Here is a 17,074-nt window from a genome sequence, read left to right as displayed (position 1 = left end):
TTTTTAGGCGCGGCGGCGAACGACGGCGCCGTAAATGCCGAGGACAACGAGGGACCCTACGATGGCAACGAGCCATGTCTGCAAGCTCCAGAAGTTCTCAAGCCCGACGCCGAAGATCGCCCCACCGATCCATCCGCCAAGCAGGGCGCCTACGACTCCCAGAAGCATGGTGATCAGGATGCCACCACGTTGGTGGCCGGGCAAAATGGCTTTTGCAATTGCACCGACGATGAGTCCCAGTATCAGGAACGCGATAAAACTCATGAACTAACTCCTTTATTGTTCGCCTTCTCAGGGCGAGTGGGGGCGAGCCGAATTCTGGCCCGCCCAAGTGTCCCCGCGGGGATCAGTGACCGGTGATGTCTTTGGCAGCATCTTTAGCGTGCTCGCCGGCCTGCTTGATGCCGGCCTTGGCCTGGTCGGCCTGGCCGTCTGCTTCAAGATCGCGATCGTTTGTCGCTGCACCGATGTGCTCCTTGGCCTTGCCCTTGAGTTCTTCGGCCTTGTTCTCAAACTTATCTGCGGCACTCATGGTTGTCTCCTTCAAGGAACTAAAGTGGATAGGGCCCAAAGACCCTCACCTGGTTCTGTTCACGGGCTACGCGGCAGGGGCGCCGCGAGCCTCAACTACTACAATTCCCCGAAATGGGATCTTCAAACATCTACGCCTCAAAAACCTGCTTTTCACCGCTAATGGGATAACAGAAGCCGAGCGCGGCGCCAAGGGCGCAGCCCAAGGCGCGAGTGCGAGGCAACGACCAATACCTGCTTTTGGCCAAGTTCCCAAAGACTTCCGAGAATCGGGATGTCTCAGCATGGGAACTCGCCATGATCAAGCTGCTGCGATGGGCCGAGTTCCGAGTCCAGGACTCATGGACCTTCCCTCTCCGAGAGGACGAATCCATCTTTCTGACCCACCGATTCGATAGGGAAGGAAAGCGTCGCGGCTCGTATATGAGCTCTAAGCACGCCTTCCTGAGCGCCGACTAAAAACAACCGGACTACGCCACCCCGGCCAGACGCCTCACCAGCATTTCGAATAGCCCCCCGACAGCACGCCAATGAAATGTTCTGCCGCGCTGCCCTCGCCGTCCTGGTCAACAACATGGATGAGCACATGCGTCATTACGGCATGCTGCATGACGGCACCAGTTGGCGCCACTCCCCCTCATGTGTTGTGAACCCATACCTTCACAGAAATTCGAACACTCCGCTGACACCGGAGGATGACCCCGAGGACAGGGATGTCAGGTCGCTGGTTAAAGAAGCCGACAGTTTCCGCCTGAGGCAGAATGAAGCCATGCTGCGGATCCAGTCCCTCGTGCGTGCCGTGTCGCACTAGTGGAAAGACGCGCTTTCATCGGCCGTGAACTCGGATGCCCTAGGGGCTTTGTCCAAGGGGTTCGAGAGCGAAAACTCGTCGCGAAAACTGAACCTAGCACCCGCAGGCGCCAATATCGTAGAACGGCCCGCCACAACCTCGCAGGCAGGAGCAAGCAACGTTTAGTCCCAAACCTGAGTCCAGACCACGTTATTCCCCGACCCCGTTGTGCTTTGCATACAAGGTCTCTGCGACCTCTCCGCACGAAAAGCTCCCGCCGCTAGACCTCGCTCTTGGACACATACCGTGGACATTTGACCTCGGGCTTTATCGCGGAAGTGCTTCGTGGGCGGAGCATTGGTTGACCAGCGCTTCCCTGCTGGACGTCGCCCCCGTCCATTCAACAATGAAATCCGCCTGAACCGTGCCAGGACGCAAGCGCAGGAAAGCGCCACGGAACTCGACCCTCCACGTTGACGGGCCCGGGACGGCGAAAGTCAATCTTTCGGTCCGACGCAGAAACCCTCTTTGACCCGGGGCAGTTCTGCGCACGGCCCGATTACGGTCTGCTGCCCACATAGCGTTCTGTTTGATGCTCCGTCAGCGCACATTCCTCCGCATAATGTCTCCGGGACGGTCGACTTTCCTATGAATCCAGAAAGTCCATTAATTAATTGTCGTAGACGGGCGAGTGCCGTTAGATCACCGACTTAAGGGATGAAAAATCAGTAGCGCGAATATATGAAGAGTAGGTGTACTCAAGGCCTTCATTGCTACGGTTTTGTGGTGGCCCGCCCGACTGATTCGGAGAATGATTGCGGTCAGGCCAAGCTCACTACTTCCTTTAGATGAACTCGATAGTCGTAGTGGTCCTGCTAGGTTCCGGCGATTTGCAGGTATCGAGGGCTCGAATTTCTCGCCTCAACTCTCAATTGGCGACCATGCAAGGCGCCCGGCAAGGACACCATGGCCAAGCGCCATGAAGAATGAGTTCAGACTGGCAGCAAAAGTTCACGATCAGCTGCCCACGCAGGAACCCTCAGATTCACAGCTAGGCTGCCGCGGCAGCCCCAACCAATGCAAACGTGAAAATCACCCAATCGTTCAAGACGTGAGCCCCATACGAAACGAGGATGTTTTTGCTCCTCATGAATGCCAGCGTCAGTATCAGCCGAGCAACACCGATCACTAGGAACGCTTGAGCGAAGTTCCAACCATAGGTGGGCAAATGGACGGCGCCGAATGCTACCGCGGTAATCAGCCACGCCAGAATAACGGACGTGTTTCTGGAGAGCTTGGCCTTGGTGTACAGCAGGTACATGATCCCCAGGAACGGCAGGATCGTGAACATTTCCTCGCCAAGGAGCTGGATGCCTGTTCCTACGTAGAACGCAATGATTTGGACAGGACCGCCCTCGAGAAGACCGTTGGTTGAGGGATTTGCATTCGCTCCGAAGACAGTCATAACGATGACGCCGACTGCTGCCGAAACAGCGAAGTTCAAAATCCAGAAGCCGAGCATGCTCAGGTAGTCCATGGCGCTTGGCTTCTTGAAGAGCGTTTTCCAGTACTTGCCGGTAAAGCCGATGAACACCGTCAGGGGAATTGCGAGGAACAGAATCCGCGGGACCAGCGCTTGGAGGTCATTGTGTGATGGGTAGAACATGAGTGTCCCGATTCCAGCCACACAGGCAAGAATAATGAGAGCCCACTTCCAACCTGCAACGTCGATGGGGGCGCCATCGTAGAAGGGAAAATCTCGACCGTCATTGCGTTCGATGAGGCGTCCGAATCGTTTCTTAGACTGTGGGAGTACTTAGGATGCCATGGTGGCTCCTTGAGGGATCTAGGTGGCGTGGCCCGAACCTGCTGCTCGTTGCCGCTTACAGCAAAAATACTACTGACGCCCAAGATTCTCCTAGTGAAAAAAGGCAGAAGCCCCTTTCCTCAACACGCGAGTGTGGAAACGCCAGCGAGGAGGTGACTTTGATCTAGGCCGGACCGTCCCGGTAAAGGTTCCTCAAACGGCGATGCAGCCGCAGCGCGAGCTCCGGGCGTTGAGGGAAACGTTGCCACGTCGCCTAATCGCCGGGTTACTCATACGGAGGCTCGCTTTCGCGAGATTTCTGGTGGAGATTATTCGTGAATTCGTCTTTACCGGCGAGCATCATCGCGGCACCCGCGGGAAGCAATAACAGCAGTGGAAGCCACTGAGTGAAAGCGAAGACAATCAAGACAACTACCATGACGATTATCGGAGCACTGCGGTAAATCTTCGGCATTACGTGACCTCCATCGAAGCAGAACTGAGCTTCTCCGTGAGTCTACGTGCTATTTTCCAGACTTCGCTGGCCCTAGGTACGCCTGATCCTAATATCTGCCCGGTTAAGGCTCCTCTTAAGAGGATCGCGCAATAACCGCGATTGTCGGATTTGTCGTGCACAAACACCTGCCACAGGCTGGCCCGACTGTCGTTGAGTCCTCGGCGGTGGACATCCATCGGTTCGAGCGGGACGCTTGAGGAACATCGACGACTGGAGAAGCCCATGCACGTCATCCGCGTGACGATAGACCTCACGGTGCCCGACATAATGGAAGCGAGGGCCTTTTACGCGGACTACCTCGGGCTCGATGCAGAGGACTTGGGCCTCGAATGGGTCACCCGCTTTATCGTGCCCAACTCCGGGGAGCACATCCAGCTCGTATCCCGTGATGCGACGGCGTCCGAGAACCCCCTGCTTACCGTCAAAGTCGATGATGTCGACGATGCCTACGCTGAGGCCCGTCGACGCGGCTACGAGGTTGTTCATCCCCTGACCACGGAGCCGTGGGGAATTCGCCGATTCTTCGTCCGCGCACCCGACGGGTCAGTGCTAAACATCGCCCAGCACCGCGACCACTAACATCGCGCAGTACCGCGGGCGACACCAGCTTTCCCGTCCACGGCCTCACTGGCTCCTCGGACTCAACGACGGGCTCAGCCGACTGCATCCAGACCCGTTGAAGATCCCCCGCCGGGCTCGGCGAACCGTCCCGCAGAGCGTTCGGCAAACGGACCACGAATTGAGCCGCGGACGCCGGGTTAAGCGCACAATGTCAGAGGCCCGCCGCTGATTCCTAGAGGCGGGCCTCTGACCTAGTCTTCGCCGTGGCGCGTTTCCGAAGGAGGACGCCAACGGCACTTCCAAGCAGGCCGCCGGTGAAGGCCCACAAAACGTCGTCTATGCTGCTGATGCGTCCGAGAGCCAATGCGTATTGCAGCACTTCGATCACCAGTGCGATTCCCGTGGCCACGAGCGCGGTCTGGAGTGCGGATGCCCGCCCATACAGGGACAAGGCGACCGAACCGCTCGCGAACAAGAAGATGTTTGCCGCCCCCTCCTTGAGGACCGAGTAGCCGACCCCCGTTCCATGAAGGATGAGTTCTTGCAGGGGCACCAGCGATATAGCACGTTCCCCTATCACCCCGGAAGTCGGCATGAGGGTGATGAGACCGAGGCCCAGGAGCCAGGCAAGGATGCACCACGCGAGGAATAGCCGCGGCCAGTCGATCTTCCGTGTCCGGACCTTCTTCCAATTCACCACCAGCATGACTGCCGTCAATAGCACAACCCCGACCAGGAACAGGGGGATGAGATAGCCAAAGCTGCGGTACATGGTGGTTCTGGGCCTTTGCATAAACTATGGAGATACTTTGAGTTGACCCACCGACGTCTGGCTGATGTCTCGCCTTGCCGGGGGCCGACGGCGTTCAGCAACCTAGTGTGGGGCGCTGACGCTGCGTTTGGCTGAAGAGGACTTTTTTGGCCCTTCATTCGGCTGGCTCCATTCGTTCCTGGCAACGTCTGGCCTAAACGCCCGAAGCTGCCCAGGGACAATCCTCTGGTGCCGCCGATGGCTCATCGTCTGCAAACCCGGTATCAAAAAAATACTATGACGAACGGTGCCAAGGTCAGCAACATGGACCGTGGCTAACGTGCAGTCAATCTTCGGCGAAGAAGTTCTCAAGTCAGTAGTTTACGCAGTCCAACGCCATAACCTACTCGTGCAACAACGGTGCCAAAGGGTCTGAGCCAGCGTGGCAGCCATGCAGGCCGGAGGCTCTGTCGCCAAACGATGACGACTTCTGAACCTTGCTGCTCGAAACTGGCCTCGACTTCACCTGCAATTGGACCGAATTTTGACACGTTTAGACGTCCCGGGTTTTCCCCAGCAGGTGCCTCGGCCCGGCGCACCAACATGCGGTCTGCCATTTTTACTGGCCCGAAGGACGTGAGTGCGACGAATTGCAGGCCATCGGTCATCCGCCCTTGTGCTGGTGTCACCGTGGTGAGGGGAATGGCTCTCGTATGACTATCCAAGTCGGTGACCTTATCCCATACCTCCTTGGCGTCGCCTTTACAGCGAATCTGAAGGGTGAACGTATCGTTGAAGGAATCACGCGCATTGATGGATACTCGGGTATTGGGAAGTGCGTGTGCGGCGGTAACTCCGCTGGCCAATGCGCCTTGAATGGATGCTTCTGAAGTGTCGCCAGCTATGATCACGCCAGGGATCCTGCTAGTCAGCGGACGATGCCCGGGCTCTATAGAGGGCAATGCATCGAGAACTTCGTGGCGCACGAGCAATTTCCAGTCGGGATCCTGAACCCCCATGATGCTGGCCGATTGGGCCATGGCTTCGCTGTCAGTTAAGTCATGCGCACCGACAACAGTGGCTTGTACGAGATGACGTCCGGCAGGTGCGTACGACGGGCACACATTGGAGATCACTGAAGTATGACTCAGCTTGGAACCCTCTCGGACATCAAGGTAGAGAAATGGCAACTTACTGGGTCGACGAGGTGCATCGAACCACCACGTGGTCAAGGAATTCATGGTCGGCTCAGGCTGCTCAGTGAGCCGGGCGCTGGCCCGGGGACCTGTGGCCACCACCACCCGATCCGCTTTCAGCTCTTCGCCCGAGGTACAGACCACTGTCACTTGGCCGTTGTGGATCGTGAGAGATTGCGCAGTCATGGAGAATCGGATGTTTTCCATCAGAGGTTCGGCCAGCTGATGTGCCACGGCCGACATCCCTTGCGCCGGCAATGACGGGATCCCCTTGGCGAAATACCAGGCCAATGTTCGAGCGGAGGGGGCCGCGGTTTTAAGATCCGAATCTGCCACCACGCCCGATAAGAATCTCTCGATGACCTTGCGTAAGGGCGCAGAGAAACCAGCGTCTTCGATGGCTTGGTGCAGTGTCATCGATTCGACGCGTGCAATGCGGTTCCACCGAAGTACTGCAGGAAGGTCGGCTAGTTTCAACGTGCCGCTGAACAGCCCTTTGAGGTACGAAGGGTGCCTGAAAGGGTCCGCTAAGATCTGAACACCAGACTCATGCCGAACCGCGACACCGCGTCCTGACGCATGGAGGTCCAAGTCCTGAAGGTTAAGGGCTCGCCGGGCATCCGGGTAGCCGGGATTTATAAGTTGAAACCCCCTGTCGCACCGGAATCCGTCAACCAGTTCGGTATCGACGCGGCCACCGACTCTCTGTGAAGTTTCCAGGACCGTGACATCGTGCCCTTGTTCGGAGGCCAATCCTGCGGCGCGGAGTCCAGCTATTCCAGCGCCAATAACAATGACTTTCACGGCATGTTCCTTTTTCGGTTGGGAACCATCCTCGAATTTCGTGTCCCAACTAGAATTTTGGGGATCAACACGGGGGTGTTTTCTTTGTAAGCCTCGTAATCAACCTGGCCGCCCCATTTCGAATCGGCCTTCTTTTCCAAGAGTGGAATACCACTAATCTTGATGAGCAACAGGGCAACGAACACCGGTGAAATCACCACGACCCACTGCCATCCTTGCAATGCGGGCAAGGCAACGATGGCGACGCCGACCCACAGCAGAATCTCACCGAAGTAGTTTGGGTGGCGCGACTTGGACCATAGGCCTGTGGCGATAAATTGTCCCTTGTTGGAGGGCTCGCGGTTGAAACGTGCCTTCTGCTGATCGGCTACTATTTCCAAACTGAAACCCACGCCCCAAATGATGAATCCGACGAGTGCGAAACCATCCAGAGCACCAGGGTTATTTGACGTCATCGCGACCCAGGCGGCGGCAGCCGTGAAGGTAACCCAGAGTCCCTGAATGGTCCAGACACCTAAGAACCTGACAAAGGACGGCTTAATCTCGTCGAAACGATCATCCTTGCCTGCTCTGCTGATGCGCCGGAACAAAAAGCTTCCCAGCCTTAGAGTCCACGCCAGGACCATGAATGCGAGCAGCAGAGACCTGCCATGAATCTCGGGAACGGCAAAGAGAACCAGCAAAGTGATTGCCGTATAGGTCAGGGTGCCGGTTAGGTCGTAGTATTTTTCCGTTTGATTCAGGAACGACGGAATGAAGGCGATCCATTGGATCAGAAAGGCCGCGGCAACGGCAAGAGTGAAGACGGGAATTGGTCCCATTAATGCACCACCGTCACTGCCGGCAAGTGCAAGCAGGGCGCCGACAAGCACCACCACGGGTAGGGCGATGAGCGTCCTAAGCTTTTTGTCCTTCATCTGGCGTTCCCTTCAGGCATGCAGTCCAGATACCGGCACGGGCTTCCGCGACGGTTCTTTCCTGCAGGCCAGCTTGTTCAATTGTGTTTGATGATCAATTAGTATTGACTATAAACCTAGTTAGCGAATTTTAGGAAACCATATGTGCGCTGCGCCTTCGCCTTCTGTTATTGAGACCCTGCAGGGCCTGTACGCCCTCGTCCGTGAGAGCGAACGAGAAATCGCCGCGAGTTTGGGCCTGACTCTCACCGATTACCGCGCTTTTTCGGTACTAGCGCAGTTCGGGCCGATGACAGCAGGGAAACTCGCGGAGGAGCTGGGTTCCACCGCTGCCACCACCACTGCTATAACCAACCGACTCGAGTTGCACGGCCACGCAATACGAGAGCGGAACGTAGTGAACCGTCGTCAGGTCCTTGTCAGCGCGGTACCGGCGTCGTCTCAAAAGATTCTGGACCTAATTTTCCCACTTGCAACCGCAATTGATGGGTACCTGCAGGAGTTAGCCCCAGACCAGAGGGTAGGCATAACCAGCTTTCTAGGCGTTACCCAAGAACTGATGCGTGACCACCTGCAGACCCTTTCACAGAAGGAAGCCCTATGAGAGAGTTCACTACGCCGCTCTTGGTTGTACCGTCCATTCACCAGAACGCGACGGATTTGCTCATGCAGCGCCTGAAGACTTCGCCCGAACATATAGCCTTCGAGATCCGCTCCCCCGACGGTGCCGTCACTGACCCATGGCGCCAGGTGAGCACTAGTGAGTTCGTCAAAGAGGTACGGGCCTTGGCCAAGGGGTTCATTGCCTCAGGTCTTCAGCCCGGAGAATCGTTGGCCATCATGTCGCCCACTCGGTATGAATGGGCCTTGGCGGACATGGCTGCGTGGTTCGCCGGCGCCGTTGTTGTTCCAATTTACGAAACTTCGGCAGTCGAGCAAGTGGCGGCGATCCTACTCGATGCGTCAGTGAGTAGCGCGATTGCAGGCACCCGTGAACAAGCCTCGACATTGAAACGGGGATTTGAGCAGGCCGGAATCACCGTCTCAAAGATCTGGACTATGGACGCCCGGGCCGAACCGGATCTGGAAGATCTCGTTGACGACGGCAAAAGCGTAGCCGACAGCGTCGTGGAGGAACGACGGCTCATGGCAACCCTCGAATCGACGGCAACCATTGTCTACACATCCGGGACAACAGCAGCACCCAAGGGAGCGCTCATCACGCACGGCAACTTTGTAGGTCAGGTTCTGAACGTCGCTGCCGCTTACAAGGAGGTGGTCAAGGAATCGGGGAACACCATAATCTTCCTCCCGATGGCGCACGTCCTGGCACGCGGCCTTCAGCTGACCTGTCTGGCGAACGGTATGCGGATCGCGCATCTAGCCGACACTCGGGAAGTAGTGCCATCCTTAGCGGCCCTAAAGCCCACTTTCTTGGTGGTAGTTCCCCGTGTCTTGCAGAAAATCCAGGCTTCAGCAGCGGCAGCTGCTGCCCAGAAACATCTCGGGCCGATCTGGCATTTGGCACAGGACACCGCAATCGAGTGGGGAAGGCTGGCCGAGACCCTCGAGACCAATCCCGAGGCCAAGGCCACACTCGGTCTTCGGATACGCTATGCCATTTTTGACCGCCTTTTCTATACGAGACTGAGAAAATTAGTCGGCGGGAGCCTGGACTACCTACTATCCGGGGCTGCGGCATTGGATGCCGAACTTTCTCTCTTCTTCCGCGGCATCGGCCTGCCCGTGATAGAGGGATACGGACTCACGGAAACAACAGCTCCGCTGACCGGAAATATGCCCGGGTCAATTAGATCAGGATCCGTTGGAGTCCCGATGCCCGGAACTACCGTCCGATTGTCGGACGAGGGAGAAGTTCTTGCTCGTGGCGTTGGTGTATTTGCCGGATACTCCAACACCACGGACAACGCGAATGCCTTCATCGATGGATTTTTTCGCACTGGCGACCTCGGCGAGTTCGATGAAGTTGGCCGTCTTACCCTCAAGGGAAGAATCAAGGACGTCATCGTCACTGCAGGCGGCAAGACGGTCTCCCCCACCATTTGGGAAGGCTACGTCGAAAGCGATCCGCTCATTGCACATGCAGTCATGGTCGGCGAAGGAAAGCCGTTCCTTGGTGGCTTAGTACTACTCGACCCAGAATCTGTTCAAGAGTGGGCGACGCGCGAAGGCATCACCGACATAGCCCGATTGCGAATTCCGGAGGACGGTGGAGCCGTTGAGATCGATGATGAACGACTGATTAAAGTCATCCTCAAGACAGTCGGCGCTGCCAACGCAAAGATTGCACGTAGCGAGCAAGTTCGAAAATTTGTCGTACTGCTTAGCGACCTGAGCGAATCGAACGAAATCGTCACACCGACCATGAAACTCAAGCGCGACAAATTCATCGAACGATCCCGGTTCTTTGTGGAAAAGATATACGCCGATACTGGGAAGCAAATGTGAGTATAAGGGTGAAGAAATGGCTGCTGTACTACGCATTCGCCGGATTAATTTTCGCGCTATTCGACGGACTTTGGATTATTTCCGTGGCGAGGCACCAATACGAAAACCACCTGGGGCACTTACTCGCACCTGAACCCAACTTTTCGGGAGCCATAGCTTTCTATTTCATCTATATCGCCGGAATCGTTCACTACGGCATCCGGCCCAATAACCCAGAGCTATCGCTGCGCAAGAAGGTGGCTAGCGCAGCGCTGTTCGGCCTATTCACCTATGCGACATGGGCGCTAACCGCGCTCACGATATTCAGAGACTTTCCCACGATAATTGCCATCACGGATATTCTTTGGGGTACTTCTATTTCCGGCTTCGTCACTTGGCTTGCGCTTGTGCTGTCCGGGCACCTAAACAAGAAAAGACACCGTTCACAAATGACAAACTAGTGATCCGAACGACAGGACAAATTCTCGCTTCGGCCCGGTCTTGTCATTGGTTTGTCGTTCACCTGCATCCCGGTTTTTAACCCCGAGATGAGTGGTTGACACCAAGCGTCCGGCCAGAGTTCTTGGAGTGAGTCCCGGGCACGGCTAGGCTACCTCTGCGGTCCACAGCCAATCGAAACACAGCAAAGGACGTCTTCCGAGTACCTCCTTTCGGGGCTGCAGCTTCTTGAAGCAGAAAAACACCTGTTCTGGAACTCCGACCGACCCCTCAGCTGTCAGAATGAAGGCATGAATATTGAGAGCTGGTGGCCACTTCTGAACTCTTCGACTCGGCAGTGGTTAATTGACAATAACGGAGACCTTGTGCCGCCAAACATTCTCGATCAGATCGCGGCTGTGGCGGGGCCCCTCACGTCAGAAGCATCATGGGTCGCGGGCAATATTGCTGAGGAATTTATGCTCTCGGATCAGGCCGTTGATTGGATAGAGGAAGCTGCGAACGGTGAGGGCTCTGGGGACGACTAGCTAAACGGTATCGGGACCGCTCGCAGCCTGGCTTCATGAAAATGTATCGCCCACAGTGCCTCCCAGCAATGAACGAACCCTGTCGGTGCAGAAGATTGACTAAAACGATACCGGTATTGTTTTCACCAACTGATCGACAGTCCCAAGAACTTTCAATCTGGTATTTACCTCAGTGGCAAATATCGTGACCATGACGAACATTCCAACGGTAGAAAGTAGCCACAAGAGGAATCCACATACGTCTTTGGATCTGCGTTCCAAGGGAACGCGATGGGTTGGGCTGAATCTCTGGGCGAAACCGCATCCACGGAACTCGGCGGTTCGGTGAGAGGGCTACTTGCTGGATCAATTTTATGTCTCCCCGAACTCAAGTGGGCCGCCACGAGATCTTATTCTTTAGTTCAGTTGTTGGTGGTCCTCGCAGCCCGTGCCATGACCGTTCTTCTAATCGCGATCCTGGACACAGTGTTCAATTCGTACTCCGGTTTTGAAGGACCCCCAGGCAGATCGACACGTTCGTCGTGGCGATCTGCTCCACTTTTGTTCCGTGGACACTAATGCAGTCGGCGCGGTGGGCAAGTGGCTTCATCCCGGTCCAATATGGGTTCGCTGGGCTGCTCCTGTCGCTAGCGCTTATGTCCAACATACTCGGCGGCCCTTCGGCCGGAACCTCGGCCATCTTCTAATCGGTTCTCTCGTCTTGGATATCCACGACACCCTGAGTGCCGCTGTTCCACCAGACGACGGCACGGTGATTGATTAACTAAGGCGTTCCGCAGAGCGTTCAGCTCGAAGCGCCACCCGTCGGAAAGGTAGTGCAATCTGATATTTCAAGGTGCAAGATGATGCATCGAAAAACCCGCACGCGGAATCGTCGTGTTTGATGAAAAGATCATGGGTGAAGACAAGGTCCAACTTGATCAGGCACAACAACATTCGAACCTCGTGAGCTGCTCAACGGTTTCCGACGACATCGCTCTTCTTCATGGATTTAGAGCTACGTTGTTCGATTTTGAGACGAACCTAGAAACCTCGGCGGCTGACTTCGTTGATCGGCGGCTTGCGGCCGGCGCCGCCACCATGGACGATCTCCATTTACTCAAAGCGCGGGCGACTGCCAAAAAGCTTCAACATGCTGAATGGTCAATAGAACCATCCCAGCACGCTCGGCCATCGTGACCACACGGCGTTGGCAGTCGGGCGCACTTTCGCTTCCCAATCGAGATCTAGGACGTTTTGCAGTTCGGTACGCGAACTTCAAGAACCTCTACTCCCCGACCAAAAGGGCGCCAAGGGACATCGAGCACATAGGACACCACGAGATGCTAGGTCTCTGGTTCGTTGTTGGTTCCTCCCTGGGGATAGTCCAGGCTGCTGTTGCCCTTGACCAGACGATAGATCCCGAATACCAGCATGATCAGTCCGAGAAGAACTCCGACCAGCATGGGGCTCTTCCATCCTTCACCGGTCATTTGGTCAATGCTCATAAAAATCCCGAACAGGGCAGCGATCAGCGCTCCGGAGATGGCGAGGCCGACTCCTCGGCGGGCCAGGAAACGTTTGCCACTTCTGGGTGTTTCTTTGTCATCCATTCGTTGCTCCTCAATAGGAAATTTCCGTCTCGGGCCGAATCCAGAGATTGAGGCTGGGCCAGGCTACCTCCGGCGCGCTTCTTGCCTTCGGCAGGTCTTCCCTCGTGACTCCAGAACCGGTTCTGTTCTGGAAGGTTTCAGGAACCTGTGGAAGATTGGCCGATTCTCTTGGTCCATCGCTTGGTGACTGCCTGGATGACCGACGCGCTGGCACCGGAGATCACGGCAAAGGCTAAAACTTTGCCGATGTTGGCCCGCTGTTGCACTTCGGGGTTTGCCAGCGTGGGGGGTTCTTCGCCCGTGGTTCTTTTCCACAGGGAGCCAACGATCTTGGCTCCCAGGAGTCCCGCGAGTAATGAAGCGAGGGTTCCTACTGCTTTCGCAATCAAGTTCATGTTTCTCAACTCCTGGTCTTTTGCGGCATGTGCGTTGATAAACCCGTCTAGGGGCTGGCCTTTCCACCATTGACATTGAGCGTTTCCCCGACAACGTAACTTGACTCGGCTGAGGCCAGGAATACATAGGCGGGAGCGAGTTCGGCTGGTTGGCCGGCACGACCCAAGGGCGTGTCATGCCCAAACTCCGGCAATGCTTCGATAGGTTGACCACTGCTGGGCTGAAGAGGAGTCCAAATCGGGCCCGGTGCCACAGCATTGACCCGAATGCCACGCGGGGCTACTTGGGCAGCGAGCCCCTTAGTGAAGTTGTTGATTGCAGCCTTCGTGGACGCATAGTCAAGCAGGTGGGGTGAGGGATCATAGGCCTGAATCGAGGTTGTGTTGATGATGCTCGACCCTGGTTGGAGGTAGCTCAGAGCTTCCCTGCTCAGCGTAAACATCGACAAGATGTTCACCTGATAGGTAGTTAGGAGTTGTTCGTCGCTCAGCTCTTCGAGGCTCTCGACACTCACTTGCTTGCCAGCATTGTTGACCAGGATGTCCAGCCCGCCTAAGGCCTTGGCGGCGTCACGAACTAGGCCATTGCGGTAGTTCACCTCAAGCAAGTCTCCCGGGAGGAGGTGCACAGTTCTTCCCGCTGCCCTGAGGATCCCGGCAACTCGCTGCGCATCGGATTCCTCACTCGGAAGATAGGCCATGGCAATATCGGCTCCTTCGCGGGCAAAAGCAATGGCGACGGCCGCGCCGATGCCCGAGTCGGCTCCTGTGATGAGGGCTCGTCGACCAGCAAGTTTCCCGGAACCTGCATAGGAGTCCTCACCTAGGTCGGCTAACGGTTCGAGCTTCGAATCGAGTCCAGGTTGCGCCTGGTGCTGTTGCGGTGGGCTAATTCTGGGATACCGGGTGGTCGGGTCAGCTGGCCCCTGGTTCCCCTCGGAAGGGGTTTTGTCGAATGAACTGTCAGTACTCATCTGCGGCTCCTTTACTAGGCGAAACAGTGAATCTCAGATCAGCGATTTTTGCTGACAGGGAGTCCGAAGGCTCCCGAAACGCCGGAACTACCGACCCGGTGCAGCTTCGTTTCCCATGGCGGGGCCATCCTCGGTGGCTCCACCTTCATCGCTCCAATCATGACCCTTCTGGGTACTCAGGGCGGGATCAGAAATTTTGTCTGTTTCTTGGGCTTTCTGCTTTTCAGCAGTCTTCTCAGCAGAGATTTCCTCATGCGTTGATTCAGTCATGATGTCTTCCTTTCATCGTCCGGAAATCCGGATTTACAGGTCGGACAAGAGCGGTGGGAGAGGTAAGAAACCCTGCGAGGTTTCCACCTCGAGGTCCGGAATTTCGCGTTGCTTCGATTATCTTGAAGCAAAACCACCTGATATCCACCATGTCGCGAAATGCGCCTCAGGTCAAGATTCTGGTGTTCCCGGAGTTATTGACTTAAAGCAACAGGTATTCTGCATTCCTGCTTCAGACACCAAAAGAATGTTCCCTGCGCCAGTGTGCAAGGCCTTGATGCTTCTCTCTATCATTTTGCTTCGCCTCCGACAGCGGTTGCCTTCTGCCCTCCGAACTCTTTATTCGCCTTCGGTGGAAGTCTCGGCATGAGGCGTTCCCACGGGCTTGGATTCGGCTGATCCACGTTGTCTCAAAAAAATGGAGAGCGTGACCATGCTGCCCACTGCCAAGAATTCAGATTGCCAATTCTGCAGAGTGCGATCCCAGAAGTCCGCTGAGGTTACGTACCCCAGCCACGTGACACTTTTCTGACCATGTGCGAGCTGGTCGGCGTTGTAGACGACAACCCCGGACACAGATTGCAACCACCAAGACACCACGAAAACGCCTCCCATCACTAAAAGCAGGGAATTGGAATAGAGGACCCGGCGCCAACCGGAGACTTTCGCCCAGGCGGGTGAGCGACTGCGGGCAAATCTGCCGACAAGTTGGTCCTGGTCCGAACCGGGACCCTGGTCCCCTGGCTTTTTTGATTCTGGTGAACCCCGCTGAATCAGCCATATGGTTGCCAAAATAAAGACGAAAAACTGCAGAAATTCGGACTGCCAGTTTTCTGCCACATCGACCACGAAATTGCTTGAGGTCACGAACTCCCAGTAGCCGATGGGGGAAGCGCCGTGAGCACGCTGATTCTCGTTGTGAACACCCAACCCAGCAAATGATTGGCCAAGGAGTGCGAATACGAATAACAGGGCAAAAACGATGCTAAGTCCTTGCTCGCGCAACACTTTCCTCATCGCCGATTACCTCCCAGAGAAACTCACGATCGTCATGTACGTCAGACCGAAGATAATTATTCCTAGCCACAGGACAAATTGAGTCTTCATAGGGCGAGCATAAAGGCCGACGCCCTCTGCGTAAAGGCACCTGGGGCAGGTCAGGTTGACCGGCGGGAAACGATTCAAAACTGACACGGAGCTGTATGATATTTTGCGTGCATCCGCATCCAGATGCTGAACGACGTCACTTCATCCGAACGGAGAAAAGTCATGGGATTCATTGGTTGGATTGTTTTGGGCCTGATTGCCGGTGCGATTGCGAAAGCAATCAAGCCAGGGGAACAAGGTGGCGGATGGTTGGCTACCCTATTACTCGGTGTTGTTGGTGCAGTGGTTGGTGGCTGGATTGGCTCCGCACTGTTCCACGTTAATATCAGCGAATTCTGGTCACTGTCGACGTGGCTGCTAGCTATCGGTGGTTCGTTGATCGTCCTCGTTATTTGGGGATTGGTGACGCGCAAAAGGGCCTAGATTGCGCAGGTGCCGGCTCCGGCCCTTCAGGTAGGAGCCGGCATTGCACTTACGAGTGACATCACACGGTCCCCCCGTTGTATCCAGTGGTCTTCAGGAGGACTCGCCCGTCGTGCACTACAGCCATGGTGAAGGAAGCTCGCAATCACTGCTTGATTTCCTCTCGGCGTGTCCGTCATCGTCGAGCAGCGAGCATAGAGATCCCCCTTCACGCGGGCCGCTTGGATAGGTGATCGATTCGTCCGGAGATTTCAATCAGCGTCGCTGGGGAACCGTTCGATGTTTTGATAGTGTTCGGGTCCTTCAGTGGTGTGTGCAGGAGTTTATCCGCTTCCGCTCTGGCTTCATGACCCACGGGATCACCCGCCAACAGCTCAGCATCCTGAAACGGATTCAGATATTCCATCGTGCGCGGACCATCGGACGCTCCCTCGGCTACCGTTTGACTATCCCGTCCGTCAAGGGGCTCATCAATGGGTTCATCGTCGGGTTCAGATTCAACCACAGGCAGGTGCGTTGCTAGCAAGGCCTCCTAGCGTCGGCACCACACTACGAATTTCGAAGTGAATTAATCAATTGGCTCTTACGCTGTTTTGAATATCCCCTTAGTCCAATCTCCCGTGCCCTAGTCCTGAGCTGAGGGACGGTCCAATCCTCGTAATCTCCTGATTCTCCCCCTCGCTGTGCCACTTTTTTGCGCCCGTCACGCGCCGCCGCGTTGGCGATACGGGCCGATTTCTGCTTGGAGTTTCCTTCCTCCCGCAATTTCTCGTAAAGCTCTTCATCCTTGATCTGCTGATTATCTTGCTTGGGCATTCATGACCTCCAATTTTGACGCTACCTTCGACCGCAAATCCATCGCGTGGTGTCAACGAAGACGCGGCCTAGTACCTACAACCCCATCGTTCCATCGGAAAGAAAGCTGGGATCCGGGATCTTGGTCTCCAGTTGCGTTGACGCCTAGATGGGACCAGTAAAGCGCATATCCAAGGCCGTTTCTACGGG

The 17,074-nt window shown here is 55.8% G+C and carries 20 protein-coding genes and 1 pseudogene; 8 read left to right on the top strand and 13 right to left on the bottom strand.

Annotated features, from left to right (window positions below; genetic code table 11):
• Nucleotides 1-3 precede the first annotated feature (3 nt).
• Nucleotides 4-264, bottom strand: a complete 261-nt coding sequence (locus HED64_RS13825) for a GlsB/YeaQ/YmgE family stress response membrane protein (protein WP_168152627.1) — start codon at nucleotides 262-264, stop codon at nucleotides 4-6.
• Between the two features lie 82 nt (nucleotides 265-346).
• Nucleotides 347-532, bottom strand: a complete 186-nt coding sequence (locus tag HED64_RS13820) for a CsbD family protein (RefSeq protein WP_168152626.1) — start codon at nucleotides 530-532, stop codon at nucleotides 347-349.
• A 206-nt stretch (nucleotides 533-738) separates the two neighbouring features.
• Here HED64_RS13820 and HED64_RS20280 point away from each other — a divergent pair.
• Nucleotides 739-990: pseudogene (locus HED64_RS20280) on the top strand (type II toxin-antitoxin system HipA family toxin); the annotation flags it as partial.
• A 1,382-nt stretch (nucleotides 991-2,372) separates the two neighbouring features.
• Here HED64_RS20280 and HED64_RS13815 read toward each other — a convergent pair.
• On the bottom strand, nucleotides 2,373-2,987 hold the full coding sequence (locus HED64_RS13815; protein ID WP_210149730.1) for a CPBP family intramembrane glutamic endopeptidase: 615 nt from the start codon (nucleotides 2,985-2,987) through the stop codon (nucleotides 2,373-2,375).
• A gap of 427 nt (nucleotides 2,988-3,414) precedes the next feature.
• Complete coding sequence (locus tag HED64_RS13810) at nucleotides 3,415-3,603, bottom strand: hypothetical protein (protein ID WP_168152625.1); 189 nt, start codon at nucleotides 3,601-3,603, stop codon at nucleotides 3,415-3,417.
• 264 nt (nucleotides 3,604-3,867) lie between these two features.
• On the opposite strand from HED64_RS13810, the gene HED64_RS13805 reads away from it, so the two are divergent.
• Nucleotides 3,868-4,224, top strand: coding sequence for a VOC family protein (locus tag HED64_RS13805; protein WP_168152624.1), 357 nt, complete (start codon nucleotides 3,868-3,870; stop codon nucleotides 4,222-4,224).
• A gap of 214 nt (nucleotides 4,225-4,438) precedes the next feature.
• Here the strand turns inward: HED64_RS13805 and HED64_RS13800 are convergent, their stop codons facing one another.
• The 3 genes from HED64_RS13800 to HED64_RS13790 all read right to left on the bottom strand — a co-directional run bounded on the left by HED64_RS13800 (nucleotide 4,439) and on the right by HED64_RS13790 (nucleotide 7,874).
• Nucleotides 4,439-4,978 carry a VanZ family protein gene (locus HED64_RS13800; RefSeq protein ID WP_168152623.1) on the bottom strand — a complete coding sequence of 180 codons (540 nt, stop codon included), beginning with the start codon at nucleotides 4,976-4,978 and terminating at the stop codon, nucleotides 4,439-4,441.
• A 347-nt stretch (nucleotides 4,979-5,325) separates the two neighbouring features.
• Nucleotides 5,326-6,957, bottom strand: coding sequence for an NAD(P)/FAD-dependent oxidoreductase (locus HED64_RS13795; protein WP_168152622.1), 1,632 nt, complete (start codon nucleotides 6,955-6,957; stop codon nucleotides 5,326-5,328).
• The gene (locus tag HED64_RS13790) at nucleotides 6,954-7,874 is read right to left on the bottom strand and encodes a DUF1295 domain-containing protein (RefSeq protein ID WP_168152621.1); all 921 of its coding nucleotides are present in this window, start codon (nucleotides 7,872-7,874) and stop codon (nucleotides 6,954-6,956) included. The genes HED64_RS13795 and HED64_RS13790 overlap by 4 nt, the downstream gene beginning before the upstream one ends.
• Nucleotides 7,875-8,016: 142 nt before the next feature.
• On the opposite strand from HED64_RS13790, the gene HED64_RS13785 reads away from it, so the two are divergent.
• The 5 genes from HED64_RS13785 (at nucleotide 8,017) to HED64_RS13765 (ending at nucleotide 12,487) form a co-directional block, all read left to right on the top strand.
• A complete protein-coding gene (locus HED64_RS13785; protein WP_168152620.1) occupies nucleotides 8,017-8,478 on the top strand; it encodes a MarR family winged helix-turn-helix transcriptional regulator in 462 nt (153 codons plus the stop codon).
• 62 nt (nucleotides 8,479-8,540) lie between these two features.
• A complete protein-coding gene (locus HED64_RS13780) occupies nucleotides 8,541-10,343 on the top strand; it encodes an AMP-dependent synthetase/ligase (protein ID WP_245326004.1) in 1,803 nt (600 codons plus the stop codon).
• Nucleotides 10,344-10,351: 8 nt separating this feature from the next.
• Nucleotides 10,352-10,783, top strand: a complete 432-nt coding sequence (locus HED64_RS13775) for a DUF2177 family protein (protein WP_342590729.1) — start codon at nucleotides 10,352-10,354, stop codon at nucleotides 10,781-10,783.
• Nucleotides 10,784-11,071: 288 nt separating this feature from the next.
• Nucleotides 11,072-11,308 carry a hypothetical protein gene (locus tag HED64_RS13770; RefSeq protein WP_168152617.1) on the top strand — a complete coding sequence of 79 codons (237 nt, stop codon included), beginning with the start codon at nucleotides 11,072-11,074 and terminating at the stop codon, nucleotides 11,306-11,308.
• 876 nt (nucleotides 11,309-12,184) lie between these two features.
• Nucleotides 12,185-12,487 carry a hypothetical protein gene (locus HED64_RS13765; protein WP_168152616.1) on the top strand — a complete coding sequence of 101 codons (303 nt, stop codon included), beginning with the start codon at nucleotides 12,185-12,187 and terminating at the stop codon, nucleotides 12,485-12,487.
• Nucleotides 12,488-12,633: 146 nt separating this feature from the next.
• On the opposite strand, the gene HED64_RS13760 is transcribed toward HED64_RS13765, so the two are convergent.
• The 5 genes from HED64_RS13760 to HED64_RS13740 form a co-directional block, all read right to left on the bottom strand.
• The gene (locus HED64_RS13760) at nucleotides 12,634-12,900 is read right to left on the bottom strand and encodes a hypothetical protein (protein ID WP_168152615.1); all 267 of its coding nucleotides are present in this window, start codon (nucleotides 12,898-12,900) and stop codon (nucleotides 12,634-12,636) included.
• A 137-nt stretch (nucleotides 12,901-13,037) separates the two neighbouring features.
• Nucleotides 13,038-13,295, bottom strand: coding sequence for a DUF4235 domain-containing protein (locus HED64_RS13755; protein WP_168152614.1), 258 nt, complete (start codon nucleotides 13,293-13,295; stop codon nucleotides 13,038-13,040).
• Nucleotides 13,296-13,342: 47 nt separating this feature from the next.
• Entirely contained in the window at nucleotides 13,343-14,269 is a 927-nt protein-coding gene (locus tag HED64_RS13750; RefSeq protein WP_168152613.1) for an SDR family oxidoreductase, read from the bottom strand.
• A gap of 87 nt (nucleotides 14,270-14,356) precedes the next feature.
• On the bottom strand, nucleotides 14,357-14,539 hold the full coding sequence (locus tag HED64_RS13745; RefSeq protein WP_168152607.1) for a hypothetical protein: 183 nt from the start codon (nucleotides 14,537-14,539) through the stop codon (nucleotides 14,357-14,359).
• A 339-nt stretch (nucleotides 14,540-14,878) separates the two neighbouring features.
• Nucleotides 14,879-15,556, bottom strand: a complete 678-nt coding sequence (locus HED64_RS13740; protein ID WP_168152612.1) for a DUF6766 family protein — start codon at nucleotides 15,554-15,556, stop codon at nucleotides 14,879-14,881.
• A gap of 252 nt (nucleotides 15,557-15,808) precedes the next feature.
• Here HED64_RS13740 and HED64_RS13735 point away from each other — a divergent pair, with 252 nt between their 5' ends.
• Nucleotides 15,809-16,069 (top strand): GlsB/YeaQ/YmgE family stress response membrane protein, encoded by a 261-nt coding sequence (locus HED64_RS13735; RefSeq protein ID WP_168152611.1) that lies wholly within the window; start codon nucleotides 15,809-15,811, stop codon nucleotides 16,067-16,069.
• 549 nt (nucleotides 16,070-16,618) lie between these two features.
• Here the strand turns inward: HED64_RS13735 and HED64_RS13730 are convergent.
• On the bottom strand, nucleotides 16,619-16,885 hold the full coding sequence (locus tag HED64_RS13730) for a DUF7218 family protein (RefSeq protein WP_168152610.1): 267 nt from the start codon (nucleotides 16,883-16,885) through the stop codon (nucleotides 16,619-16,621).
• Between the last annotated feature and the right edge of the window lie 189 nt (nucleotides 16,886-17,074).

This window comes from Paeniglutamicibacter terrestris, assembly GCF_012271785.1.
Taxonomy (GTDB): domain Bacteria; phylum Actinomycetota; class Actinomycetes; order Actinomycetales; family Micrococcaceae; genus Paeniglutamicibacter; species Paeniglutamicibacter terrestris.
The sequence above is the reverse complement of the archived record's forward strand: the minus strand, read 5'-3'. Positions and strand labels throughout refer to the sequence as shown.